Annotated in this window: 22 protein-coding genes; 4 read left to right on the top strand and 18 right to left on the bottom strand. The window is 64.6% G+C overall.

What is annotated here, in order from left to right:
* Nucleotides 1–150: 150 nt before the first annotated feature.
* Nucleotides 151–2,871 (bottom strand): hypothetical protein, encoded by a 2,721-nt coding sequence (locus tag ASB57_RS28995; RefSeq protein WP_156414311.1) that lies wholly within the window; start codon nucleotides 2,869–2,871, stop codon nucleotides 151–153.
* A gap of 571 nt (nucleotides 2,872–3,442) precedes the next feature.
* Between ASB57_RS28995 and ASB57_RS28990 the strand changes: the two genes are divergently transcribed.
* A complete protein-coding gene (locus ASB57_RS28990) occupies nucleotides 3,443–4,042 on the top strand; it encodes an RNA polymerase sigma factor (protein WP_057655477.1) in 600 nt (199 codons plus the stop codon).
* A 24-nt stretch (nucleotides 4,043–4,066) separates the two neighbouring features.
* Here ASB57_RS28990 and sctC read toward each other — a convergent pair whose 3' ends face one another.
* From sctC to ASB57_RS28905, 17 genes are all read right to left on the bottom strand, one after another.
* The gene (sctC, locus tag ASB57_RS28985; RefSeq protein ID WP_057655476.1) at nucleotides 4,067–5,956 is read right to left on the bottom strand and encodes a type III secretion system outer membrane ring subunit SctC; all 1,890 of its coding nucleotides are present in this window, start codon (nucleotides 5,954–5,956) and stop codon (nucleotides 4,067–4,069) included.
* Nucleotides 5,949–7,103 (bottom strand): type III secretion system export apparatus subunit SctU, encoded by a 1,155-nt coding sequence (gene sctU / locus ASB57_RS28980; RefSeq protein ID WP_082621914.1) that lies wholly within the window; start codon nucleotides 7,101–7,103, stop codon nucleotides 5,949–5,951. Before sctU ends, sctC begins: the two co-directional genes overlap by 8 nt.
* Entirely contained in the window at nucleotides 7,100–7,867 is a 768-nt protein-coding gene (gene sctT, locus ASB57_RS28975) for a type III secretion system export apparatus subunit SctT (protein ID WP_197424887.1), read from the bottom strand. The genes sctU and sctT overlap by 4 nt, the downstream gene beginning before the upstream one ends.
* Before the next feature lie 43 nt (nucleotides 7,868–7,910).
* Nucleotides 7,911–8,177 (bottom strand): type III secretion system export apparatus subunit SctS, encoded by a 267-nt coding sequence (gene sctS / locus ASB57_RS28970; protein ID WP_057655472.1) that lies wholly within the window; start codon nucleotides 8,175–8,177, stop codon nucleotides 7,911–7,913.
* Between the two features lie 20 nt (nucleotides 8,178–8,197).
* A complete protein-coding gene (gene sctR, locus ASB57_RS28965; RefSeq protein ID WP_057655471.1) occupies nucleotides 8,198–8,866 on the bottom strand; it encodes a type III secretion system export apparatus subunit SctR in 669 nt (222 codons plus the stop codon).
* The gene (gene sctQ / locus ASB57_RS28960; RefSeq protein ID WP_082621913.1) at nucleotides 8,863–10,170 is read right to left on the bottom strand and encodes a type III secretion system cytoplasmic ring protein SctQ; all 1,308 of its coding nucleotides are present in this window, start codon (nucleotides 10,168–10,170) and stop codon (nucleotides 8,863–8,865) included. The genes sctR and sctQ overlap by 4 nt, the downstream gene beginning before the upstream one ends.
* On the bottom strand, nucleotides 10,167–10,958 hold the full coding sequence (locus tag ASB57_RS28955) for a type III secretion HpaP family protein (RefSeq protein WP_057655467.1): 792 nt from the start codon (nucleotides 10,956–10,958) through the stop codon (nucleotides 10,167–10,169). The genes sctQ and ASB57_RS28955 overlap by 4 nt, the downstream gene beginning before the upstream one ends.
* Nucleotides 10,955–11,428, bottom strand: a complete 474-nt coding sequence (locus ASB57_RS28950; protein ID WP_057655465.1) for a YscO family type III secretion system apparatus protein — start codon at nucleotides 11,426–11,428, stop codon at nucleotides 10,955–10,957. Before ASB57_RS28950 ends, ASB57_RS28955 begins: the two co-directional genes overlap by 4 nt.
* Nucleotides 11,429–11,437: 9 nt before the next feature.
* On the bottom strand, nucleotides 11,438–12,781 hold the full coding sequence (gene sctN, locus ASB57_RS28945; protein ID WP_057655463.1) for a type III secretion system ATPase SctN: 1,344 nt from the start codon (nucleotides 12,779–12,781) through the stop codon (nucleotides 11,438–11,440).
* Entirely contained in the window at nucleotides 12,768–13,466 is a 699-nt protein-coding gene (locus tag ASB57_RS28940) for an HrpE/YscL family type III secretion apparatus protein (RefSeq protein ID WP_082621912.1), read from the bottom strand. The genes sctN and ASB57_RS28940 overlap by 14 nt, the downstream gene beginning before the upstream one ends.
* Nucleotides 13,463–14,101 carry a SctK family type III secretion system sorting platform protein gene (locus ASB57_RS28935; protein ID WP_057655458.1) on the bottom strand — a complete coding sequence of 213 codons (639 nt, stop codon included), beginning with the start codon at nucleotides 14,099–14,101 and terminating at the stop codon, nucleotides 13,463–13,465. Before ASB57_RS28935 ends, ASB57_RS28940 begins: the two co-directional genes overlap by 4 nt.
* A 17-nt stretch (nucleotides 14,102–14,118) precedes the next feature.
* Nucleotides 14,119–14,982 carry a type III secretion system inner membrane ring lipoprotein SctJ gene (gene sctJ, locus ASB57_RS28930; RefSeq protein ID WP_057655456.1) on the bottom strand — a complete coding sequence of 288 codons (864 nt, stop codon included), beginning with the start codon at nucleotides 14,980–14,982 and terminating at the stop codon, nucleotides 14,119–14,121.
* The gene (locus ASB57_RS28925; protein ID WP_156414309.1) at nucleotides 14,982–15,518 is read right to left on the bottom strand and encodes a hypothetical protein; all 537 of its coding nucleotides are present in this window, start codon (nucleotides 15,516–15,518) and stop codon (nucleotides 14,982–14,984) included. The genes sctJ and ASB57_RS28925 overlap by 1 nt, the downstream gene beginning before the upstream one ends.
* 121 nt (nucleotides 15,519–15,639) lie before the next feature.
* On the bottom strand, nucleotides 15,640–16,869 hold the full coding sequence (gene sctE / locus ASB57_RS28920) for a type III secretion system translocon subunit SctE (protein WP_057655452.1): 1,230 nt from the start codon (nucleotides 16,867–16,869) through the stop codon (nucleotides 15,640–15,642).
* Between the two features lie 41 nt (nucleotides 16,870–16,910).
* A complete protein-coding gene (locus ASB57_RS28915; RefSeq protein WP_156414307.1) occupies nucleotides 16,911–17,981 on the bottom strand; it encodes a hypothetical protein in 1,071 nt (356 codons plus the stop codon).
* Between the two features lie 37 nt (nucleotides 17,982–18,018).
* Entirely contained in the window at nucleotides 18,019–18,396 is a 378-nt protein-coding gene (locus ASB57_RS28910; RefSeq protein WP_057655448.1) for a hypothetical protein, read from the bottom strand.
* Nucleotides 18,393–20,192 carry a hypothetical protein gene (locus ASB57_RS28905; protein ID WP_156414306.1) on the bottom strand — a complete coding sequence of 600 codons (1,800 nt, stop codon included), beginning with the start codon at nucleotides 20,190–20,192 and terminating at the stop codon, nucleotides 18,393–18,395. Before ASB57_RS28905 ends, ASB57_RS28910 begins: the two co-directional genes overlap by 4 nt.
* Nucleotides 20,193–20,541: 349 nt before the next feature.
* Between ASB57_RS28905 and ASB57_RS28895 the strand changes: the two genes are divergently transcribed.
* From ASB57_RS28895 to sctV, 3 genes are read left to right on the top strand one after another with little or no spacing between them, the layout of a single operon-like run.
* Complete coding sequence (locus ASB57_RS28895) at nucleotides 20,542–21,006, top strand: hypothetical protein (RefSeq protein WP_156414305.1); 465 nt, start codon at nucleotides 20,542–20,544, stop codon at nucleotides 21,004–21,006.
* A 6-nt stretch (nucleotides 21,007–21,012) separates the two neighbouring features.
* Nucleotides 21,013–21,372, top strand: coding sequence for a M48 family metallopeptidase (locus tag ASB57_RS28890; protein ID WP_156414304.1), 360 nt, complete (start codon nucleotides 21,013–21,015; stop codon nucleotides 21,370–21,372).
* Between the two features lie 20 nt (nucleotides 21,373–21,392).
* Nucleotides 21,393–23,492, top strand: a complete 2,100-nt coding sequence (gene sctV, locus ASB57_RS28885; protein ID WP_057655439.1) for a type III secretion system export apparatus subunit SctV — start codon at nucleotides 21,393–21,395, stop codon at nucleotides 23,490–23,492.
* The last annotated feature ends 14 nt before the right edge of the window (nucleotides 23,493–23,506 follow it).

Here is a 23,506-nt window from a genome sequence, read left to right as displayed (position 1 = left end):
GACCAGGGACCAGGGAAACCGGCAGGCTCGCGCAAGGTTTCACCATGACTTGCCTCGCTCCGAGGGCAAGCAGCGGAATTCTAGGGAGCGGCCCTGTATCAAAAAATAAGAAGAATCTGAAACCGGTCCACGTCTCCCGTGATCACCGAATCATCCGGCCTCGCGCGCGATCAGGCGATATCGAAGCCCGGCGGAACCAACCAGATACGAGAAACTGCCGAACCCGGGCGCCACCTGCACCGCATACGTCACGCAGACCCGGCTGACACGCGGGTCGAGCGCGACGCGCCGCCGCTCGTCCCGGCCCTCCTCCACATCGATGCTACGCAGCTGCTCGAAGCACACCGCGACATCCAGGCGGTACGCGCCGTCCGGCAGGCGCACGACGTCGACATGGATCTGGCTGCCGCTGTCCTGCGGCAGATAGGCGCGACGGTCACCCATGGAGATGGGTGAATCACGCCCCACCATGGCGAGCGCGCGCCACACCGGCTGCACCAGAATCCGATTGAGCAGCAGCGTCAGCCGCCGGGCGTCGCGCGGCCCTGCCAGCAGGAGCAGGGCCTGCAAAGCCTGGGTCACGGCCACATCGCGGCCGCCCTCCACCCCCGCCCAAGGCGACAGTTCGGTGCGCAAGGCCAGGCCCTGCGCGTTGACGCCGCTGATCCCGAAGGACAGGCACACCCGGTCCAGCACGTCCGTCAGAAAGTCGCGGCACACCCGCAGCACGGTCGTGCCGCCATCCGGTCCCGTAACCACATGCCGGACACACCGCGACGCGCGCGCGCCCGCCGCCGACAAGCGCGCCGGCAGTGCCGCGCAGGCATGCAGGAAGGCACGCTCCGCCCCCAGTCCCAGGACGGCCGCCGGCAAGGCTGGCCGCACGGCCAGCAACACGCCGAACTCGCCCGCCAGGGCTGTCCGCAACAGGTCCGGCCAGCGGTCCGGCGTATTGCCGCGCCATCCCGGCGGCGCCGCCAGCCGGGGCGCGGCCCACTCGGAAGCGCCCGCGAGCCGCAGCCATCGTTGCCAAAGCGCGGCATGGACCGCTTCCAGCCAGACAATGGCCGTGCGCAAGCGCCACGCGCGGCTGCGGCCCGCCGACGGCCACTCCAACGTCGGCTCGCGCCCTCGTGCCACGCCCCCGTGCGCCGCCAGCAACCCCCGCATGGCAAGCGGCGCGGCGGGGCCGGCCAACGCGGCGACCGCATGCTCCCACTCGGTGTGGGCAGTCGCCTGCGCCAGAATCGCGTCCGCCTGGGCGCGCGTCGCCTCGTCGCACCAGACATCGATGCCCAGCAGGCCCAATGCCTCGCTACGCGTGTTGCGTGCGTGGACGATCTCGGCCAGATCCCGCAAGGCGCCCAACAAGACATCCACACCGACCCGGGGCAGGCGCAGCAACTGCAGCAGCCGGCGCGCCCCCGCGCGCAGCGCTTCGTCGGACAAGGCGATACGGCGTGCGTAGCCCTCGCGCCACGCGCGCGCCCGCGTCCTCCAGCCGAACAGTTCCAGACCCATCGCCGCATCATGGAAACAACCGAACTCGTGATCGCTCATCGTCATCAAGTCATCCAGGCTGTCGAGCGGCACCTTGCCGCGCGCTCGTCGCAGCACGGCCTGCATGCGCGGCGACGCCGCGCCACCGGCGGCCTCGCAAGACATGTCACGCAAGAACGCCAACTCGCGTAGCTGCGACCAGGCCAGCCCACGGTCGCCGTTGGCCGGATTGGGCAAGGGCGCCTTGCGGGCCACGTCCTGCGCACGCTGCAGGGCCAGCAACAGCAGGCGCCGCGGCATGGCATCGTCGCGCGCCGCCAAGGCATGAGGAAGCCCTTCGTATATGCGATAGAGCAGTCCGGGCTCCAGGCTGTTGCCGCCCAGACGCAACAGGTCCGCCATCAGGGTTCCGATGTCGGGCAGGCACACGCCCGCCGCGACGATGGCACCGGTCTGCATCTGCTCCATGACGTAGCAGCAACGCCCCCACGCCAGCCGCAACGCGGCCGCCGCGTCACCGCCCGCATCGATCTCCGCCCGCATGGCGCCGGCCACGGTGATGACGCAGGCCTTCAACCTGTCCCTGACCGCATCGGCGGCCGCGAGGAATAGCAGCTTGGGCAGATGCCGCGCCAGTCCGCCATCGTCGGTGAGCGCCTGCCGGAACGGTTGCGCCGGCGCCAGTGCGCGCATATCGCCGGCTTGCGCCGCCGCGCCCGCGAGCGTTCCCAGCGCCAGGTCCGGCAGACACCGCACGGCGCGCCCGATGAACTGCGCGATCGATTCCCGCGCACCCTTGAGCACCTGCACGTGGCCGGCATGAATGCGCAAGGCGTTGTGCACCCGCGCGCAGGACATGGGCAAGCGCGGCGTACCCGCGCCGCCGGCCTCGGCGGCGAACAGCTCCGCCAATTCGCACAAGGCGCGCGACATCGCATGCGCCGCGCAGTCCTCCAGACTGGCGTCCAGCGCGCCAAGGAACGCGGGCAACAACAACTCGCCCCGCTCCGCGCCGCTCCAGTTCCACCGCGCCAGCAGTTGACGGCCGGCGTCCTCCAGTTGTCCATGGTTCCGTACGTAGCCTTGCCGCAAGCGCACCAGGGTATCGACGTCCTGCGCGGCAAGGCAGGCCGCCACGCAACGCCGGATGCGCGCGGCGATGTCGCCTGATTCGCGCGGATTGAGCATCACGCGCAGCAACGTCGCCATCAGAGGCCGCACATCGGCGCTGCTGAAGACGGTGTCGGCCTGGCCGATCAAAGGCAGCAGACCCGCCACGGCTTCCAGCAGCCTTGCTTCATAGACATAGGAACGCAACGGCAGGCGCGTGGGCGGGCCCGTCCGCGCCATCATCCTTGGCGTTTCCATCATTCCGTCGCCTGCGTCCCGGACGCCTCTTGCCAACGTGTTCAGCAAGCTGGATGTCCGTAGCGGCACGCGTGTGTGCGCACGCATGCCCGCTCGAAACGCCGCCCCTCCCAGGACGCCAAATCCGTCTGCACCGAATTCGTATGGCAGCGACCGCGGAATCGTATCCTGGCCAGAATCCACCGTTCTCTCCTAGTCATCGATCTAGCAGGAGCACGTTTGCATTCGTATTCAGCGAGATGCGCGGCGACCGCGCAGGGCCGCTCCGTGTTCCAGCCACCTTTGTAACGATGATGAATTTTCGTTCCGAAGTTTCGGAAAAATGAACGTGAAAAAAGGCGCTGAGTAAGTGCTGAATCAAGCAATTAACAAACGATCAAGTGGCATCAATAAATGCCATGAGAAGAATCTCAAAGTCACTGCAAATTCCGGGGTTTCTTAATCATTTTTATGTTTCCCTACGCGCCACGTAAAAGCATCGTCAAATGAGAATTCCCTAGGGCAAATCACGAACACGCCGTGCGTGTTTCGATGCGGCGATACTCGGTCGCATCAAAACCTCACTCGAGCGATCATGACACACCTAGCCCCAGTTGTTGAGCGCGTGAAGAAGCGTTCGCTGCCCACGAGGCCAGTCACGACGTTGAAGAACTGTCATGACGACATCTTCATAGACCTCGTCAAAAATCACTCCACCCGACTTCATCGTTTCATCATCAGACAGATAGGTAACTGCCCTGATGCGGAAGATCTCGCGCAACAAGCCTTTCTTGAAGCAGCACGTTCTTACGACACCTTTCGTGGTGAATCGCAACTTTCGACCTGGCTATATGGCATCGCGTTAAATCTGGTTCGCAACTACCTTTCACGCGCGCCGGAATGTCGTTACTACTTCGTCAATGAAGATGTACTGGTCGACCGCGCCTCGCACGATCCCGCGCCTGACTTCGTCGCGGAGCAGAACCAGACCATGACCATCCTGCAAAACACCTTGGAGGAACTGCCGTCCCATATGCGGGAGATTCTGTTGATGATGGGCCTGAACGGCTACACCTATGAAGAAGCCGCCGACCGGGTCGGCGTTCCGGTCGGCACCATCCGCAGCCGCCTGTCGCGTGCCCGCGCCGAACTGCGCCGGCGATTGTGCGACAAGGGATTTCATTTCGACGATTGACGTGGACAGTCAGTCGGCGGCCTCTTACTGACGCAGCCGCGTCGCCTGATTACGATCCACCAGGATCAAGCCCAGTGCGTCTCCCAGCTTGTTTCCCGTGGTCCAGGTCTCGTTCAGCGCAGCGCTACGCGGGACCAGGTCTTCATCCAGCGCTACCGGACGTCCATTGATCGCAACGACGCGGGGCCGGATCATGAACAAGCGCTCTGTCCGCAGCTGGTTCCTGGACTTGCTGGAGAACAAGGCGCCCAACAGCGGAATGTCGCCCAGCAGCGGCACCTTGTTGGTACCGTCCTTCAGCTCATTGCTGTTATAGCCGCCGATCACCAGCGTTTGCCCATCGCCCACCAGCGCCAGCGTGCTGATCGAATTCACTTTGGTCGCCGGATATTTCTTCTCCCCCACATCCGGCTGATTCGCGTTGCCATCTTCGATGTCGATGGTCAGTTCCACTTGCCGACCTTGCGTCGATTCGATATAGCGGGGCACCACGCGCAGCGACGTGCCCACCGACACCGGGGTGACATTCGCCACCCGCTCGTTGGTCTGCGTGATGTAGAAGGTCTGCTTTAAATCCAGGATCGCGCTGGTATTGTCGGTGGTGAGCACCGATGGCCGGGCCAGGATATCGGCCTGGCTGTTCGCTTCCAGTGCGCTCAGCCGCGCATTCAGCAAGGACGAAGAGTAGCCCAGCCCCAGGGCGCCGGGCTTGAGCAGATCGCTCAAGCCGCCCTTGAGCGTGCCGTTTTCACTGCTCATGCGATTATCGAACTTGTAATTGAACCGCCCCGACTTTCCTTGCCAATCGACACCCAGCTCGTCGGCCGCGCTGGCGACGACGTCGACGATGGTGGCCTCGATCTCGATCAGCGTGCTGGGCACATCCAGCTGGGCGATCAAGGCCCGGTAGATGGGCATGCGGTCCGGCGTGTCCTGGATGATCACCGCGTTCAGGCGCGGATCGGCCTGGATCGAGCGCATGGGTCGCTGCGCGCCGCCTCCCCCGATGCCCGCCATATCGCCTATCCCGCCAGCGCCGGGCACCTGATCGGCAGGCGTCCCGGTATAGGGCGTGACGTTGCCGCCGCGCTCGATCGCCCCCGTCGTTCCCTCATTGGATAGCGACGGCGCGGAACGCAAGGGCTGCGCGATGACGCGCAAGGCGGTATCCACCTTGGAATCGGCCGAGCCCTCGATCAGGTTACGCAACACCGTCGCGACACCGGGCGTGGTGGTGGTCTGGTCCCGGTAGGAGATCGTACGGTCGCTCACCGATGCATATTTGAGCCTGAAGACCTCGATTTCCTGGCGCGCCGCGGCCCTGGGCAAGGCCTGCGCCATGCTTGCCACCAGATCCACATACGCTTTGGGTCCGGACACCAGCGCCATGTCCTGCCCCGGCAACTCGCCCCAGCCGAAGCGGGGGTCGAGCACACCCAGCTGCAACAAAGCCTGGCGCATGCCGCCGATTCCATTGGGCCCCGCATTGACCGTGCGGGTCTGCACCTCCGCCGCGTCGCTGATATAGAGCGTACCCGCGTAGACGAACCAATTGAATCCATACACCCCGCCCAGCCGGTCGAGAAAATCGGTCGGCGTATTGGTGTTGAACTTGCCGCTTACTACCCCGCCCACGCCCTTCCCCAGGCGCAGCCCCAAGCTGAATCCCGAGGCGAAATTCTGCAGCACCTCTTGCAGGCTCTGCTGATCCGCGAAATAGGTGTACGGCACTTGTGGCCAACGGGGCCCGGCTTGCGCGCGACCCTCCGCGCCCATGAGCACCACGGCCAGCAATAGTCCGACACCGTTGCGCGCCGCCCGACGCCACGTTGCCTGGCCCAAGGCGGGCCGACGCCTGGACGGCGCGGGTTTGAACGCGATCGCGGGGATCGCTCCCAGTCTGAATTCACTCATGGTCCTTATCCTTGGTGTGCTTCTCGTCTTTCTCTGCTTCGTCGTTCCGTGCTTCGTCGTTCTGTGGTTCGCCTTTCTGCGTTTCGGCTTCTTGCGGCGCCGCGTCATCCTCCCCGTTCAGGCTGCGTGCCCAGCGCAATACCGCCGCCACGGGCTCGATGAACTCCGTGGGGATGTAGGCCTCCACGGGCGCATCGGCAAACAGCCTGCGTGCCAGCGGGACGTCGCGCATGATGGGCACGCCCTCCTCCTTGGCGGCCGCGATCATCTCCAGGGCCTCGTCGTCGCACCCTTTCGCCAGCAGGACGGGCAAAGGCGTGCGCTCCGCCTCGTAGTACAAGGCAATGGCGATATGCGTGGGATTGGCGACGAGCACGCTGGCCTTCCTGGCCAGCTGGGTCGATTCGTTGGCATTCTCCTGGCGTAGCTGCTTGCGCTTCTGCTTGATCTCCGGCGACCCTTCCTGCTCTTTGTATTCCCGCTTGACCTCCTGCTTCGTCATCCGCAGCCGCTTGGTGCGCTGCATGCGCTGCCAGGCGAAATCGAAAGCCGCCAGCACCACGCACAGCAGGGCCACGTACAGCAGCAACTTCTTCATCAGGCGCGTGATCAATACGAAGAAGGGCTCTATGCCCGCATAGCCCGCGTAAGCCAGTGGCCGCACGGCATCGCGTATCAGCAGATAGATGAAATAAGAGAACGCCAGGATCTTGACGATGGCCTTGAGCGTCTCCACCAGATTGCGCAAGGACACCACGTTCTTGGCGTTTTCCACCACATTCAGCTTCTTGCCGGACGGCTTGATCTTTTCGAATGCCATCAGGAACCCCACCTGCAGCACGTCCGCCATGAAGCCGATACCCAGCAGGATCGCGATGAATGGCAGCGTGATCTGCAGCATCAACGTCAGGCAATGCAGGCCCGCCACGCTCAAGGCCTGGCGGAACGGCAAACCATAGACTTCGGCCGGCGCGCCGATCAGCTGTTGCAGCGCGGGCAGCAGCGTGGCGCCCGCGAATAGGGCATAGCTCAGCAGGGACACCAGCAGTATCGACTGGCTGAAATCCTTGCTGTAGGGAACATCCCCTTTCTTGCGCGAGTCGCGCAGTTTCTTCTGTGACGGCGGTTCTGTCTTGGCTTCGCTCACAGGACCTCCCAATAAGGACGCAGGATGGACAGGACATCTCCCATGCCCCCCGCCAAGCCGTTCGCGTACTCGGCGAGCACGTGCAGGTACAACGCCAGCATCAGGATCCCCAACGCGCTCTTGATCGGCATGGCCAGGAAGAACACTTGCAGTTGCGGCGTGAACCGGCTGGCCAGGCCCAAGCCCATCTCCGCCAACAGCATGACGATGATGGCCGGGCCGGAATACAGCACGGTCAGGCGCAACAGGGTATCCACCTGGCCCAGCCAGAGCGGCAGCGCGTCCAGGCGCAGCTCGGGAGACCAGCGCCAGGGATCCCACAGCAGGTAGCTGTCGTACAGCACGGTCAGAAACATCGTGAATCCGCCGGCCGTGAAGAACAGCACGGCATAGGCACGCCCCAGCAACGTGCCCAAGGGGGTGGTTTCACTGCCCAGTTCAGGATTGAAGATCGACGCGATACCGGCGCCGCGCTGATTGTCGATGAAGGTGCCGATGGATTCGAAAATCCAGAATGGAATAGCCAGCACATAACCAATGCAGATACCGACGAAGACCTCTTTCAACAGCAGGACTGCCAGCAGCGCCATATTGAACTTCTCGGGCGCTTGCGCCAGCATCAACGGCAAGACGAAGGCACCCAGCACACCGGTCAGGGTGACACGCAGGCGTCCTGGCAAGGCATTGCGGCCGAACGGCGGAATGAATGAACACATCGCGACGATGCGGGCCTGTGTCAGCGCCAGGCAGACCAGGGCGCGCAAGATGGTTTCATATCCATCGGTCGATACCATACGATCGGCCCGCTCAGCGTATCGCCGCGAAACGGCCCATCAGGGTAACGGTGAACTGGTATATCTCGCTCCCCATCCAGACGCCGGTCAACAACAGCGTGGCAAACACCGCGATCAGCTTGACGCCGAAGGACAACGTCTGCTCCTGGATCTGCGTCAATGCCTGAAACAGCGAAAACAAGGTACCCACGACAGACGCGACGGCGATAGGCGGCAGGGACAACCAGAAGATCAGGTACAAGGCCTGCTTCATGTAGAAAACAAACTCGGTGTTGGACATCGGGCGATAAGACTTCGGGTTCAGGTGTAGGTGAGCACCAGGCCCTGCAACAGGCGCGTCCAGCCGTCGACCATGACGAACAGGAACAGCTTGAGCGGCAGGGAGATGGTCATCGGCGACACCATCATCATCCCCATGGCCAGCAGCACATTGGAGACAATCAGGTCGATGATGACGAAAGGAAGGAACAGCAGGAAACCGATCTGGAAAGCCGACGTCAGTTCCGATACCAGGAACGCCGGCGCCAGGATGATCAGGTCGTCCTGCCTGGTGTCCTTGGCCGCCTCCTCGCCCCACAAGCGGTGCGCCGTCCTCAGGAAGAAGTCGCGGTTTTCAGGCTTGCTGATACGCAACATGAAGGCCCGCACGGGCTCCACGCCTTCGCGCAAGGCCTTGCCGATCTCGGGCAGGCGATCCGTCATGGGACCCGGCTGATCCAGCGCCGCGACCACCGGCTCCAGCTTATCGAAGGATTTGGTAAAGACCGGCGCCATGATGTACACCGACAGGATCATGGCCAGGCCATACATGGCGGCATTGGGCGGCGCCTGTTGCAGGCCCAGCGCATTGCGCAGCAACACCATGACCACCGACAGCTTGACGAAGGACGTCGTCATCACCACGGTTATTGGAATGAGCGACAACCCGACGGCGACCGCGAGCAGCGCGATCGGATCGATACCGGTCATGGCGGCGCCCGCCGCAGGTTGACGATGCGCACGCCCAGCCTGCCGTCGATCTCCACCAGCTCGCCGTGGCCGATGCATTGGCCATTGGCGCGGATGGACACCGGTGCCGTGGCGGACTCGCAGTAGAGCACCAAGGTCTGGCCCGGCCGCAGGCGCCGTACCTCGCCCAGGGGCATGGTGCGCGCGCCCAGGTCGAATCCCAGACGCACGGGAATATCGTCGAAGGTGTCGACGCCGGCCGCGTCCGAGCCGCTACCCTCATGCAGGTCCCGGGGGCCACCGTCATCTCCGTCGTCCACGTCGTCGTCGAGGTACTCGTCGGCATCGCTGCTATCGTCATCGCCGCGGCCGTCGTCGGCGGGCGGCATATCCAGGTCCCGCGTGCCATCGTCCACGGGATAGTGTTCCTTCTCTTCAGGAGACATGATCGAAATCCAATCCGCAATAATCAAGTAAGGTGCGGGCATGCCGCTCTGTTCCGCGGAACGATCGCCGCCCGCTTCATCATGAATCTCCGGCGCGTCCTTCGAGGCCCAAAGCTTCAACGCACGCCCATTGGGAGCGCGCAGGCAGACCTCGCCACGGCTTCTGCCGAACGTCTGGTCCAGCAACACCACATCGCCGCAAGCCAGGCGGCGTACGCCCTCCTGCGTCAGGTCCGTGTATCCGACCATGGCGCGCATGGGGATGGGCACATCGTCCAGCCAGACGTCCGGACCCGTGCAGCTCTGCCGCGGCAGGCATCGCGAAAGCAAGGCCAGCCCTCCCGCATCGGCCTGCAGGGGCAGCGTCCAGGTCTCTCCGCCGTCCGGCGCCGTGAGCACGACCGTGCCATGCCAGGCGGCATCGATGACGGCATCCGCGTCGACCTCGTCCCGGCTCAAGCGCCAGCCCCCGGATAGCCCTGGCGAACGCAAGCACGGACGCAGCACATCGAGCAGACACTCAATTCCCGCATCCATGACCCACGCGCACGGATCCACCCGGCCTAGTCCTGGAAAATAGGCTGCCAGCCAGGCCGCGAGTGCCGCGTGGGGGATCACCACACGCACCATGGCCGCGGCGGCCGACAAGCGCAACGCCACCTGGACGTCCGTGTCGGTGTACTGCGTCGGCATCGGTGCCGGCGCCTGGCCGCGCTGCCCCGCCAGGTCCAGACTCAAGCGCCAACGACCGTCCTGCCCATTCAAGCCCGGCCACTCCAACTGCTCGCCGTGACGGGCCAGGGCGTTGAACGCGCCGACGCTGGCCGCGGCAATATGCGGCATGGAATAAGGCAGGATGCTTCCTGCGGCTCGCGTCATGCGGAGCCAGGCAGGGCAGCGGGATCGGGGCCGCCAGGCGCCTGGGCGTCAGCGCGATAACGCGTCTCCGACAAGGGAGGCGCGGTATTCACCAGCACGCTGCAGTCGCGCTTGCGGCGCAGCGCCAGGTCATCCGCCAGGCGGGGCGTCTCCTTGCCCAGCAGGTCCAGCGCGGCCGCCACGCTGGACTCGAACGTGACCTGCAGGCGCTCGGGCAGGTTCTCAAGCGTCACGGAGGTCTTGGGCAGCCTGGCCAGACGCAGGTCCATACGGACGGCACGCCTGCCGTCCTTGTCGATCAAGGACAGCATGCTGACAAGTCGCGTGGTCAGCGTGGCAGCAAGCGGCGCATGCGGGCGCGCCACGAGCGCCCCTTGCGCGTCCGCGCGCATGTCCGGCTGGGCGGCTGGCGCCGTGCCCCTATCCTTGCCGTCCGACTTGCCCGACAGGCCGGCGTCATCCAGGTCGCCATTCTTATCCCGGTCCACATAGTGCGCCGCGAACACGCCCGCGGCGTATTCCAGATCGTCCCTTGCGCCCGCGCGCTGATCGGCCTTCACCAGAACCTCCGACATCGCGGGGTCGCCCCCGCGCCTTGCATGCCCGCTCTTCTCGGCGCCACGCGTTTCCTTGCGCTCGGCACCCGCCTTGTCCGACGCGCGGGCAGCCGAGCCCTGATCGCGGCTGCCGTCAGTTGTCCGCGCCAGCGCTTGGGGAGTCTGCATGGCCTGGACAGCCTGCACGGCCGACTGTGGCCCCGGCGGATTGCTTGTTCTGGTCGTCGTCATGACGCGGGTCTCCTTGTCGCACCGATTTCTTCCATTTCCAGTTCCTCTTTGTGCTCTCTCCGCGCCAGCGCCTCGCGCTCGTGCAGCGTGTGCATTTCCTTGGTTTTGCCAACCTGGTTCTGGCTGCGCCGGAGTACGGCCTGCGAGGCTTCCAACAGCGACTGGCTCTGCTGGCACTGCGCCTGCGCATCGACCACGCCGGCGCGCAGTGTGTCCGCGTCCTGCGCAAGAGACTTCAGCTTGCCGTGCATGCCCTGCACTGCCGCCAGGGTCCACAAGCCACCCTGCATGCCATTGAACAAAGCGTCGCCCTGGCGCCGGGTGTCGAGCAGGCCTTGCTCCAGCGTCCGTTGGGCCGTGTCCAAAGCGTGGCCGGCCTGCACGTGCGCGTCGCTGGCGCGCCGCAATGACTGTGCATCGCGTTTCTCCCGCGCTTCTCGCAGAATCAGCAAACGCTTCAATAAAGTCATGCCGCGCCCTCAATGCTGCCGCGCGTCACCGAACGCGAGCCCTTCCAGTTGCGCCATGGTGTCGGCATAGCCCTGCAACTCCGTCGCGCGCTGCCGCAGGAAGGCATTGATCGCGGGCATCTTCGCGATCGCCTCGTCGGTATCCGGGTCCGCGCCCGGCGTGTATTCGCCCATGCGCAGCAATAATTCGACGTCCTGGTAGCGCGCCATCAATTCCCGTATCCGGCCGGCGGCATTCTTGTGTCCGTCGCGCACCACCCGGCCCATCACCCGGCTCGCCGAGGCGAGCACGTCGACGGCTGGATAGTGATTGGCGGCGCCCAGCTTGCGCGACAGCACGATGTGACCGTCCAGGATGGAACGCGCTTCGTCGGCAATCGGTTCGCTCATGTCGTCGCCTTCGACCAGGACGGTGTAGAAGGCCGTGATCGAGCCCCGGTCGTTATTGCCGGCGCGCTCAAGCAGGCGCGGCAACATGGTGAAGACCGACGGCGGAAAACCGCGCCGCGTCGGCGGTTCGCCCGCCGCCAGACCGATTTCGCGCTGCGCCCGGGCGAACCGCGTGACCGAATCCATGAGGAACAGCACCCGCTTGCCCTGGTCGCGGAAATACTCGGCGATCGCCGTCGCCACGAAGGCGGCCTTGCTGCGTTCCATGGGCGACTTGTCCCCCGTGGCACACACGACGACGCTGCGTTGAAGCATCTCGGGCCCCAGCTCGTCCCGCAGGAACTCGCCCACTTCGCGGCCGCGTTCGCCGATCATGGCGATGACATTGATATCCACCTGCGCGCCCTTGACGAGCATGCCCATCAAGGTGGACTTGCCCCCGCCCGCGGCAGCAAAGATGCCCATCCGCTGCCCCTCGCCGCAGGTCAGCATGCCATCCAGTACGCGCACGCCCAAAGGCATGGGCCGTTCGATGACGCTGCGCGACAGCGGGTGGGGGGCAGCCGCCAGCACCGGATAGACATCGGTCGTCACCAGTGGCCCGCGTTCGGCGACGTCCAGGGGGCGGCCAAGACCGTCCAGCACGCGCCCCATCAGACTCAGGCCCACCGGCACCATCAGAGTCTTGCCGGAAGGAATCACCTCCGTCGTCGGCGCGATGCCGCACATATTTTCCAAAGGCGTCAGCAGGGCCGCGCCCGCGGCGAACCCGACCACTTCCGCCAGAATCGCCATGCCGTCGTCCGGATTGCGCAGCTCGCAGAGCTCGCCCACCCGCGCCTGCGGCACGGCGGCACGTATGATCGTGCCGATGGACTGCGTCACCCGTCCCGTGATGCGCACCGTGCGGATGCCGCCCAGCGCGGCGCGCAGGCGGGGCAGAATGGTGTCAAGCTGCGCCATCATGGTCTCCGGAAGGGATTGTCTCCGCGGGGCCGTCAGGGATATCCCCCTCCGCCGGCGCGAGGCTTCGGCGCAATGCCTGCTCCAGCGCCGCCAGCTGCGCATCCACGCCGGCTTCGATGACGCCTATATCCGTTTCGATCCTGCAGGCGCCCCGCGCCATCTGCGCCGTGGCCACGATCTCCAGGTCCTCGACGCCCGGGAACTCCGCCAGCAGGTCAGCGCGCCAGGCCAGCACCGCGCCGACATCGTCGGTATGCAGGCGCAATACCGCCTGTTTCTGCCGTCGCGCCCGCGCGAGCGCGCCACGCACGATACGCAGCACGCGTTCGCGCGCGTCGAACTCGCCGATGACCTCGCGTATGCAGTCCATCACCAGGTCGACCATTTCGGTCTCGATGCCGCCCAGATAGGCGCGCGCGCGTTGCAAGGTGGCGGATATCTCCGCCACCTGGGAGGCGCGGGCTTCACACAGACCTTCCTGGTAACCGCGTTCGCGCTCCGCCACGTGATCGCGCCGCGCATGCTCCCGGATGACCTTCGCTTGTACGCGCGCCTCGCCCAACACATGCTTTGCCTGCACCCAACGTGAGTAGTCCGACGCGCGCACGACCTTGCCACCGGCCGCGACCCGCGCCGCGCCCATCGCTCGGGGCGCCGATTCGCAGACGACACGAAATCTCATGATCGGATCTCTCGGACATCCAGGGCTTTGGCCAAGGCCAGCGCGTCCGCCACGGACAAACCTGCCGGCCCGCACGCATCCGCCGGCAGCCGCAACGCCATACGCATACGCAGCGGGTCGTCTTCCTGCTGCAGCGCCAGATGCAGCGCGCCCCACCCCAGCGTGTCGATCTGTTCGAGCGCGGCTTCCGGGCGCTCGAACGCCGCGCCGGCCAGACCGGGATGCGGCGCAGCGTCGCCCAGAAGGGTCAGGGCGTAGAGGTCCTCCCCAAGGGCCGCCGCCAACGCCCGCACCACCGTACCCGACACGCAACGGCGCAGACGGGGCGCGGCTAGCACGGCGCCTGCGCGCCGGGCCAGCAGTTGCAGTTCGGCGGAGCCATGCTCAACCAGCCAGCCCGCGCCGGCCGCTTCACGCACCGCCGGCCGCTCCCACAGCCCCAGGGTCCGCAGGATATGACGCGACCAGTGCCGATGCCAGACCTCCGCGTGCTCGGGCCTGGCGTCGATGGCCGCCACCGCCGGACCGGCGGCATAGGCAAACCAGTGGCTTCGATGCAGCGTTCGGCTGGGCAGCATATTGAACTGCCACCAGGCCGGGTCGAAGACCCCGGCATATGACGATGAAGTGCTCATGAACGGAAGTCCTCGTCCTAGTGGTTCGCGGACAGAGGGGCCGCTTTCGCGGCCTCGGCGCCTCTGCGAGGCAAATTCTTGCGACGCCCATGGCGCCACCAGAATAGCCCGCCAGCGCTGGCGGATAGCAACGTTGCCGCCACCAACCCCACGATGAGCCATTCCACCTTGGCGACCGAGTCCGGCGCCACCGCCACGCCCAGGATGCGCTTGACCGGCGGGGGATCCGCGAACTCCTTGGCGCTTGCCGCGGGAATCAGGGCGATGGAGACGTTGTCCGCGGTCAGGCCGGGGATCGCATGAGTGACCATGGTGCGCAATTGCGGCAGCACCGCGTCCAGCGGCTGATCAGCGTGATATTTGATGAATACGCCGGCTTTCGCCGGCGTGGCCACGCGATCCACCCCTGCCGGCTCGGGCAAGACCACATGCACGCGGGCCACCACCACCCCGTCTATCTTCGACAAGGTGTTGGCCAGTTCCTGGGACAAGGCGTAGACGTAGAGCGCACGTTCCTCGATGGGAGAGGAAATCATCCCTTCCTTTTGGAAGGTCTTGCCCAGACCCTCGAAGCGTTCGCGTGGCAGGCCAGCTTCGCGCAGCACCTCCAGCGCCTTGCCCATGGCCGAACTGGGCACGGTAATGACGATGCCGGCCTTGGTCGAGGTCCGAGAGGGGGTGATGCCTTGATTCAACAAGGTCGACATCACTTCGTTGGCATCGCCTTCATGGCTCATCGTCAGAATATCGACATCCGCGCCGCAAGCCGACAACGCCGTCAGGCAGACGAACAGAAGCGGCAGGCAGCGCGCCCGGCTGATGCGCCCGCCAGCCCCCAACAGGCATACCGCGCGTGGAAGGCGTAAGAGCCGCCCGCCCATCAGGCACTGCTCTTCATGAAGGTGTCCGCATCGCGCACGACTTTGAATACGGCTTTGGACAATGTCTCGAAATAGATCGAGTACATCCCCGTCATGCGTTGAAGCCCCATCATGCTTGCGGCGCTGGTATAGGACGCCGGGTCCACGACGCGCCTGTCCAGCTCCGCGTGCATGGCTGATATTTTTCCGAACAGCGCGGAAATTCCGCCCACCTTGCGGTCTGACCCGTCCGCTTCGGCAGCACCGGCGGCAGCGGCCTGGTCGGCAGCGGGTGCCGGCGTGCTGGCGCCTCGGTCCAGCGCCTGGGCCGAGTTCATCGTATCGATGAAGCGCTGGCGCACCACATCTGACCCATTCGACGGCGCCGCGCCCATTGCCACGACAAAGCGTTCTGTCGCCCCGCCATCGGCGCTGGCGGGTTGCGGCAACAACGACGCCGGTATCGACGTCGCCGCCACCAGCGGAGCGCCGCCTTGATGAGTGTCCCCAGGCGAGATCCGCGGGAGGGCAGCGATGGAATGGTCGTGGGCGCTCATGTTGACGTCTTTGATTTGAATTGAAGAAAGGGGAAACATTCTTCAGGAATGAACACCCCCCTTCTGGTTCCACACTGAGATGTAAAGAAAATAAAAAGATGTCTGAATGGTGCAGGCGGGATCAGGCGCCGACAGGTTTATCTCCGGTCAGCGATGTGACGATGCGACGCAGCGCATCGGTCTCCGACTCGATGAGCTTGCTGTAGATCTGGCGCCAGTCATTGAAACTGGTCGCGATGCGCTTCAACGTGTCCGCTTCGACGGAATTGAAGTTGTCGAGCAGCTTCATCTCGCTCTGCAGACGATAGGACTCAACCGCATATTTATCCGCGTCGCGCGTATCGAAGGCGGCTGAGCCGTCCAGCGCGCTCACCCCCGTTTGGCACAGGGCGGCGAAAAACTGGCCACCGACCTCCGCCCCCTTGCCGACATTCGCCAGCGTTCCGGCGCCGCGCAACGTACCGGCAGCACCGTTGATGCCCGACATGAGCTTCGGTATGGCGGTCACCGCTTTCCCGGCCTGGCAGACCACAAGCATGATGGTGGCGCCGTAGGACATCACGGTTTCTATCCAGTCCGTGATATTGGCCGGCCCCCCCAGGGCCTTCAGCTCATTGGCGAACAGGCGGCCGACCACCGAGGGATCGTGGAACATGCCGATGACCGAAAACATCATCGCGGCGGAGCCCAGGATATTGCCCCATATCTTTGCCTTCTCATCGGAAACACCACACCACTTGAAGAACTCCGTCGCCTTTGCGCAAAGAAAATCCGCGATGGTGAACTTCTCGTCGCAGGTGAGCTGTATCGTCTTTTCGAGCACTGTCAGGGCCGCGGCGGCCAGAATGACGACCAGGAGCAGGCTGGCGGCCAGGCCGGCCGTCACAATCGTCGCCACGACGGCAACCGCAAGGACAACCGCTGTCAGCACCCCCACCACCAGTCCGAGGAGGCGGGACCAGAAACTTTGTTTTTTAGCGGCCACGCGTTTCTTGTGCTCGGCCTCGCGGCTGAGATCCGCCCTGGCCCGCATGGCTTCGCTGCAGTCCATTCTGTATTTCAAGCTTGCCTTGCCGTCGACCAGCCTGGCCTCGTAGACGGTGCCGATGACCTCATCGATCGCCGACAGCAGAGACATGGTGTCCATCGTGGTCCACTTGGCATCCTCCGCGCTTGAATAGCGGGCGGGCAGCAAGGGGGCACCGTTGGCGTTGGATAGCGGCTGCTCCTCCTTGAGCGGGGGCAGGTCCTGTTGATCCGCGCCAATCAAACCGCCCAGCCGCTTGTCCGGGGTGTCATCGAACAACCCTGTCATGCCCAGCAGGCTCGATGAGCCGATTGGCTTCGTCATTGTGGCAATTGCCTGGGACAACATATCTCTGCTCCTAGGGATCAAATGCGCGACAGCACTGTGGTCAGGCTCTGAACCGCCGCCCCGTCCATGGCTTTCTTATTGCTGATCATGTCGTTGAACTGACCCTGCGTCCCCTGCTTGGTGGAGCCCGCCAGGTTGCCAACCGAGTCGGCGAAATTCTTGTCCGCCTCCGCGCGCGTTCTGGCCGCGTCGGCAAAGCCCGCGCCTTGACCGCCAACCTGGACGAAACTGGCCAGGCCGCTGCCCCCCGCCGTCCAGTTTCGAGACTTCTCCAGGTGGTGGCCGCGCTGGCCGGCGTGCTCCTGGGAATCAAGAGATGCGATGTTCCGGTCCTTCGTGGCCGCGGCCCTGCGCGTGTTCATATCCTCGGCATCCAGGGCTTTGCGCTTGCTTCTTGCGTGACTTTCCTCGGCCAGCTGCTTGTTCCTGTTCACTTCAGTCTGCACGTCCTGTCCATTGGCTGACGCCTGCTGCAATTGCGTGTGCTTCTTATCCAGTTCGTTTGCCTTGTTGCGCGCCTCGTCTCCCTCTCTGGTCAAGGCCTTCGCCTTGGCATCCAGACTATGTTCGTTCCTGATCGCTGCCTTCGCGTCGTTGTTGGCGTCCATCTCCATTTTCAAGGACTTTCCGCCCTTGGCGGCCTGGCGCGCGGCCAGGAAGGCGGTGAACATCGAGATGGCCGCGCCCGCCAGGGCGAACCAGAACCGCAGGTTGGCCGACAATCCCATCTTGTCGGCGGCGCGATTCGCGGCATTGAACGCGTCCAGGAACTTGTTCCGCTGATCGCCCTCGCTGCTGGCTCCCGCCTTGATGAGCAGGGTGAAAATGAGCCCTATGACGCCATCAAGATTGGATGCGGCGTCAGGGCCCTTGCTCAAGGACTGCCGGCTGACACTGCCAGAGCCATCCCCAGCTGCGGTTTTGTCATCGGCGTACGAAGACATATCGACGTAGCTGTGGAATTGTTCATCCGCGGACGCCAGGCCGTCGTAGCGACCGTCCCCCTTGAACCCCTTGGGGTCGGGAAGCAGCGCCAACCAGCTCATGTCGACAGAATCAAAGCCACCAATAGCGGAAGAGGTTCCCATGTGTTTCTCCAGAAATTCAGATTTAGACGATTACTGCTCAGCCCCGAGATGCTTGGCGCTGAAGGGTGGCGCAGTGTTCGCGCACCGCGTCGTGCTTCTTGCCCACACATAGCGTCCGCGCGATGTCCAGGGCTTCCCTGGCCTGCTCGAGCTTGCCCAGTTTCAACAGGCATTCGGCGAAACGCATGGCGTGCAGGGGATCTTTTGTCGTCACCAACAGGGAAGCATAGAAACCGAGAGCGATTTCGTACTTGCCCCGCGCCTGGGCTGCCGCGCCAGCAGCCTGCAGTCCCAGGGGATTGTGTGGATCGTGCTCGACCAACTGAACAAATGCCGCGTAGGCATCGTCGTAACGCGCCGCCTCGTACAGCGAGTGCCCACGCTCGTACAAGTCCTCGCACAGGGTCCGGGTCATCCGCGCCAACTCGAAGCAATACCGGTGAGTGCCCGGTTTTCGTTGGTCAGAATGCCGTTCATGGCGGTCAGGAACGCTTGCGCGGCCTGCCCTTCCCGCGTCAGATCGTTGGTCTCCAGGCTGTTCATATTGCTATAGGTCGTCAACCTCGTATCCAGGTTGGCCACCAGGTCGTCCAGTTGCTGTTTGGTCGTGCCTTGGGTCAAGCCCGCGCCGCCCGCGACCTTGGACTTGTCCCAACCGACCTTTTCAAGATCGGCCTCGATGCCCTCCAGCTGTTTGTCGAGGTCCGCCCCCGTCTTGCCGCTGCCTTTGTCCTTGAGCGGGGTGCTCGCGTCCGCGCCAGGCTTGAAGCCTTGCGCGAGTTCCCGCACTTCCTGCTGGACACTGCGTACCCTTTCCTGGTCCGCATTGAGGCCCCTGACCTTGACCGCCCGCTGGCGCGCATTCTCCGTGGCGCAGATGCACATCACCTTCATGATGGCAAAGACGATTTCGAACACGTCGCCCGACGCGATCGCCGCCGCCAGCTCGGGGTCGGCGGATCGCATGTAATTCAATGCCGGCGTTGACGGAACCGGATCGGCGTCCCTTTGGGCCATCACCCCCAGATATTTTTTCAGGGGCCGCGACATTTTCTTCAGCACGCCAGCGCGGGGATCGTCCGCGCGCGAAGGCAACTGCCCCATGGCTTTATCCAGCTCCAGCCGCAACTGCTCGAAGTAGTCCGCCGTCCCGACAGGGGGCCACTTGTCATGCGCAAGGCCTGGCGCTGGCGCCTCCCGCTTGCTCCTTCCGCGCCCGGCGGCGGACGCTGCCTTGCCGGGCCCAGTCCCGGCCGCGAGGCCGTCATCCGGGGACGCGCCACCGTCGTCGTTCGAGTCGGAGTCCGACGACGGCTTGCCCGTGACCCAGAGCTGCGCCGGCCGGCGGCCCCTGGCGCCCCCGACTGCCTTTCCTTCGGCGCCGGATTCCGCGCTGTCGTCACCATCATCGTCGCTGCTGCTGTCTTCCGCATGGCGTCTTGCAGCACCATTCTGGCCATGGCTTGGGAACGTACGCGGTGTCGTTGCCGCATACAGGGCCGCCGCGGCAGCCGCGGCGGCGGCCTGCGCGGACGCTGGCGCCGAAGCCGGCAGGTTCCCTGCCGCTTGAGGCAGTCCGGCACCCGGTTTCGGCGCAGCGGCGGCGCCATTGGGCGCGGGTTGGCCGGATAGCTGGGAAGCGATCTGCCTGGCCCCGCTGCCAGTCCCATCCATGGCGGGGCCAACCTGAAGCATGCCGGATTCGCCACGAACGCCTCTGCCCGCGGCGGCATCTGTCGACGCAGCGCTGCCCGCTTCACCCGCGCTTCTCATGGGCTTGCCACCGTCCTTGGCGGCCGCGGACGTGGACGCGCCGTTCGGGCGGGCGCCGTCCTTGGGCATGGAAGGCGCCGCCTCGTGCCGTTCGGCGCCCAGGCCACTCTGCTTGCCCGAGGACCCAGCGGGGCCGTCCCCGCCCGCGCCATGCTGTTCTGCCGGGTTGGCTTTCGCTGCTTTTTCGGCACCTTGAGGAGCAGCCGGACGGTCATCGAGGCCTTTCATCACCGCGCGCGCCAGGCGCTTGGCGAAGCCGGGCATCGGTGCGTCCGTGCCGCCCTCGGGATCCGCAAGACGCAGATCGCTCACTTTGCGCTCGTGCTCCTCCAATTCAGATTTGAGCCCGTCGAAGTCGACCGGCTTGCCGCCGCCCACGATTAACGCCGCCCTGGATGGGACGCCGTCGTTGAAACTGGAATTGCGGATGTGAGCCACCACGCCACCTATATTCAGAGTGAATGAAAGTCGAGCGTCACGCTCTGGGATCCCCTCAGGGGACGAAACTCGATGGGTATGTTGCCAGCGGCGCGTGCCGGTTCCCTATGAGAAAAAACTGAGTCCGCGGCACCTTGCGACGCAACCATGGAACTCCTCCGGACCGATGCGTTACTACGAACGACGCCCGCTTTCGGCCGCACGGTATTGATGCCGTGAGCCATGCCCGCGGGGATGCAGCTGGCGCGGTCCGGACCAGCCTCCCTTCCCCCCAACGCGGATAGCGGGAACTTTCTGAATTTCGTTTTGATTTCACCGCGCGTACCGTCGATCGCGGCGTCCCCCGGATATGGCTGACAGAATTCCCACATCATCATCCGATCGCTCCTACGTGGGTGCGATCCCCGAACCCGGCCGGCCTGACGAGCACATCGTCTCGCAGGATCAACGCAGGATCGAAGAGCGCCCGCCAGCCACGCGCACTCACGCGGACAACAAGAGCGACCGCGACGAGGCCGGTCTTGCGCTCGGCATCGATGTCTACATGAACCGGCAGCTGATTGTGTCGGGGACCTTTCTAAGCGCGCTCAGCGCCAGCGACTCGTTCGAGGAGGCCACGCGCAAGACGAAAGCCTTTCTGGCGGACAGCAAGCTGGAAGCGCTCCGACATGCGAAGGCGGCGGATTCCGCCAGCGCGGCACAGGCAGCCGGCAAAGCCGGGGCGCTAGGGGCGGCGGAATCCGTGCTCGCCGAAAACTGCATGAACGGCGATACGCTGACGATATACAGGCGTTACGCGCCCAAACAGGGTTAAGCGCCGGTGTCCCAGAATTCCCGACGACGCGTGGCCTGCGACGTACTGCGCGTGCTCGCGTATGCCCAACTGCAAAACAATCAGCCCGGCAATGCCCTTACGTTGCTGACGGCGCTCGGCTATCTCGATGGCCTGGACGTGCGCTCGCGCGCCATGAAGGCGCTCGCCCAGTTGCGCGGCGGCGCCCCGGCGGATGCGCTCGCCACCCTGCAGGAAGGCACCGACAAGGGCGAGGACATGCCCTTGTTCAATCTGATCCGGGCCCAGGCTTATATGAAACAAGGCCAGACCACGCTGGCGCGCGCCGCCATGCAGAGATTCGTCTCCACCCGCGACCGCGCCCCCAACCTTTCCCCCAAGCGCTGATCCAGGCCCAGGAACCCACCATGCAAAGGATATCCCGCCTGGTCACGGCGGCCACCAGCCGCAACGATATCGTTCTGGCGTTCTTCGTCATCGCGATCATCTTCATGATGATCCTGCCGCTGCCGACCACCCTGGTCGATGTGCTCATCGGCGCCAACATCACCTTGAGCTGCGTCCTGTTGATGGTCGCCATCTATCTGCCGTCGCCGCTGGCGTTCTCGTCTTTCCCTTCGGTGCTGCTGGTGGGTACGCTGTTCCGCCTGGGCATCTCCATCGCCACCACGCGCCTGATCCTGCTCCACGGCGACGCCGGCCACATCATCGAGACCTTCGGTAATTTCGTGGTGGGCGGCAATCTGGTCGTCGGGCTGGTGGTCTTCCTGATCCTGACCATCGTGCAGTTCATCGTGGTCACGAAAGGCGCCGAACGGGTGGCCGAAGTCGCCGCCCGCTTCTCCCTGGACGCCATGCCGGGCAAGCAGATGTCCATCGACGCTGACGTCCGCGCCGGCACCATCGACAAGGACGAAGCTCGGCGCCGCCGCGGGCTGGTGGAAAAAGAAAGCCAGCTGTATGGCGCGATGGACGGCGCCATGAAATTCGTCAAGGGCGATGCCATCGCCGGCCTCATCATCGTCGCCGTGAACCTCCTGGGCGGCCTTGCGATCGGTGTGCTCCAGCACGGCATGAGCACCGCCGAGGCCGGCACCACCTATTCCATACTGAGTATCGGCGACGGCCTGATCTCGCAGATCCCCGCCCTGCTGACCGCCATCGCCGCCGGCATCATCGTGACCCGCGTGCCGGACGAGCAGCGATCCAACGTCGGCAAGGACATCGGCAAACAGGTGATGGCGCATCCACGCGCGCTGCTGATCAGCGCCACGGTCGCGCTGCTCATGGGTTTGATCCCCGGCATGCCGACCCTGGTGTTCCTGACGCTCGCGGCCATACTGGGCGTGGTCGGGTTCACGCTCGGCCGTGTTGCCAGGGACGGACCGGACGGCGCGGAAGCCGACAGCGGGCAAGCTGGCGCCAAGGACAAGGAACAGGAGGACGATGCGGCGAAGTTGACGTCTGCCCGCCCCCTGACCATCGAGATAACACCCGAACTGGACGCGGAACTGGATCCCGAAGAGTTGAGGCGTGACTATCTGGCCGCGCGGCGCGAACTCTATCGCGAGCTGGGCATCCCGCTACCGGAGCTCCACATCCATGTAGGCGAAGCGATACCCGGTACAGGCGAGGAAGATGGCGACCTCATGCGCGTTGGACGGCAATACCGCATCCATCTTTACGACGTCCCCGCCGACCAGGGCTACTGCCCGCCGAACGCCATCCTGGCGCGCGAAAGTCCGGACAACATGCAGGCATTAGGCATCGCGCGCCTGGGCGGCGAGCTATGGCATGACCGGCGGGAATACTGGATTGCCGACAAACATGCGACGACCTTGCGCGCGGCCGGCGTGCCCTTCCTGTGGCCGGCACAAGTGCTCGCGGACCGCGCCGCCCAGACGCTCAGGCGCCACGCCGCCGACTTCCTCGGCATCCAGGAAGCGCGCCTGCTGTTGACCGCGCAGGAGCCCCGCTATCCCGAGCTGGTCAAGGAAACCCAACGCATCATGCCGGTGCAGCGGGTGGCGGAAATCCTGCAGCGCCTGGTGTCCGAGCACATCTGCATCCGCGATATGCGGGCCATCCTGGAAGCGCTCATCGAATGGGCGCCGAAAGAAAAAGACACCGTGCTGCTGACTGAATACGCACGCATGGGGCTGAAACGCTACATCAGCCACAAATATGCGAATGAACACAGCTTCCTGCCCGTTTACCTGCTTGCGCCGGCCACCGAACAAGCGGTGCGCGACGCCATCCGTCAAACGTCAGGGGGCAGTTATCTGGCCATGGACCCGGAACAATCCGCACTGCTTCTGGAACGCATCAAGCAGACAGTCGGGCCGCAAGCGACCACGGCACAGCGTCCTGTTCTGCTGACCACCATGGACATCAGACGGTATGTGCGCAAGCTGATCGAAATGGACCTGTATCACCTTCCGGTCCTGTCGTATCAGGAACTGTCCGCAGAGCTGAACATACAACCGCTTTCCCGCATCGAACTTTGAACCTTGGCGATTGC

It is taken from the genome of Bordetella sp. N, from assembly GCF_001433395.1.
Classification (GTDB): Bacteria; Pseudomonadota; Gammaproteobacteria; order Burkholderiales; family Burkholderiaceae_B; genus Bordetella_C.
The sequence above is the reverse complement of the archived record's forward strand: the minus strand, read 5'-3'. Positions and strand labels throughout refer to the sequence as shown.

Bases quoted from the DNA above. Each gene is read 5' to 3' on its own strand.
- ASB57_RS28995 (WP_156414311.1), bottom strand. From the start codon at position 2,871: ATGATGGAAACGCCAAGGATGATGGCGCGGACGGGCCCGCCCACGCGC.
- ASB57_RS28925 (WP_156414309.1), bottom strand. From the start codon at position 15,518: ATGAGCGCCCACGACCATTCCATCGCTGCCCTCCCGCGGATCTCGCCT.
- sctE (WP_057655452.1), bottom strand. From the start codon at position 16,869: ATGACGAAGCCAATCGGCTCATCGAGCCTGCTGGGCATGACAGGGTTG.
- sctR (WP_057655471.1), bottom strand. From the start codon at position 8,866: ATGACCGGTATCGATCCGATCGCGCTGCTCGCGGTCGCCGTCGGGTTG.
- sctS (WP_057655472.1), bottom strand. From the start codon at position 8,177: ATGTCCAACACCGAGTTTGTTTTCTACATGAAGCAGGCCTTGTACCTG.
- ASB57_RS28910 (WP_057655448.1), bottom strand. From the start codon at position 18,396: ATGACCCGGACCCTGTGCGAGGACTTGTACGAGCGTGGGCACTCGCTG.
- ASB57_RS28950 (WP_057655465.1), bottom strand. From the start codon at position 11,428: ATGACTTTATTGAAGCGTTTGCTGATTCTGCGAGAAGCGCGGGAGAAA.
- sctJ (WP_057655456.1), bottom strand. From the start codon at position 14,982: ATGGGCGGGCGGCTCTTACGCCTTCCACGCGCGGTATGCCTGTTGGGG.
- ASB57_RS28990 (WP_057655477.1), top strand. From the start codon at position 3,443: ATGACACACCTAGCCCCAGTTGTTGAGCGCGTGAAGAAGCGTTCGCTG.
- sctN (WP_057655463.1), bottom strand. From the start codon at position 12,781: ATGGCGCAGCTTGACACCATTCTGCCCCGCCTGCGCGCCGCGCTGGGC.
- ASB57_RS28940 (WP_082621912.1), bottom strand. From the start codon at position 13,466: ATGAGATTTCGTGTCGTCTGCGAATCGGCGCCCCGAGCGATGGGCGCG.
- ASB57_RS28955 (WP_057655467.1), bottom strand. From the start codon at position 10,958: ATGACGACGACCAGAACAAGCAATCCGCCGGGGCCACAGTCGGCCGTG.
- ASB57_RS28915 (WP_156414307.1), bottom strand. From the start codon at position 17,981: ATGGGAACCTCTTCCGCTATTGGTGGCTTTGATTCTGTCGACATGAGC.
- sctV (WP_057655439.1), top strand. From the start codon at position 21,393: ATGCAAAGGATATCCCGCCTGGTCACGGCGGCCACCAGCCGCAACGAT.
- ASB57_RS28895 (WP_156414305.1), top strand. From the start codon at position 20,542: ATGGCTGACAGAATTCCCACATCATCATCCGATCGCTCCTACGTGGGT.
- ASB57_RS28935 (WP_057655458.1), bottom strand. From the start codon at position 14,101: ATGAGCACTTCATCGTCATATGCCGGGGTCTTCGACCCGGCCTGGTGG.
- sctC (WP_057655476.1), bottom strand. From the start codon at position 5,956: ATGAGTGAATTCAGACTGGGAGCGATCCCCGCGATCGCGTTCAAACCC.
- sctQ (WP_082621913.1), bottom strand. From the start codon at position 10,170: ATGACGCGAGCCGCAGGAAGCATCCTGCCTTATTCCATGCCGCATATT.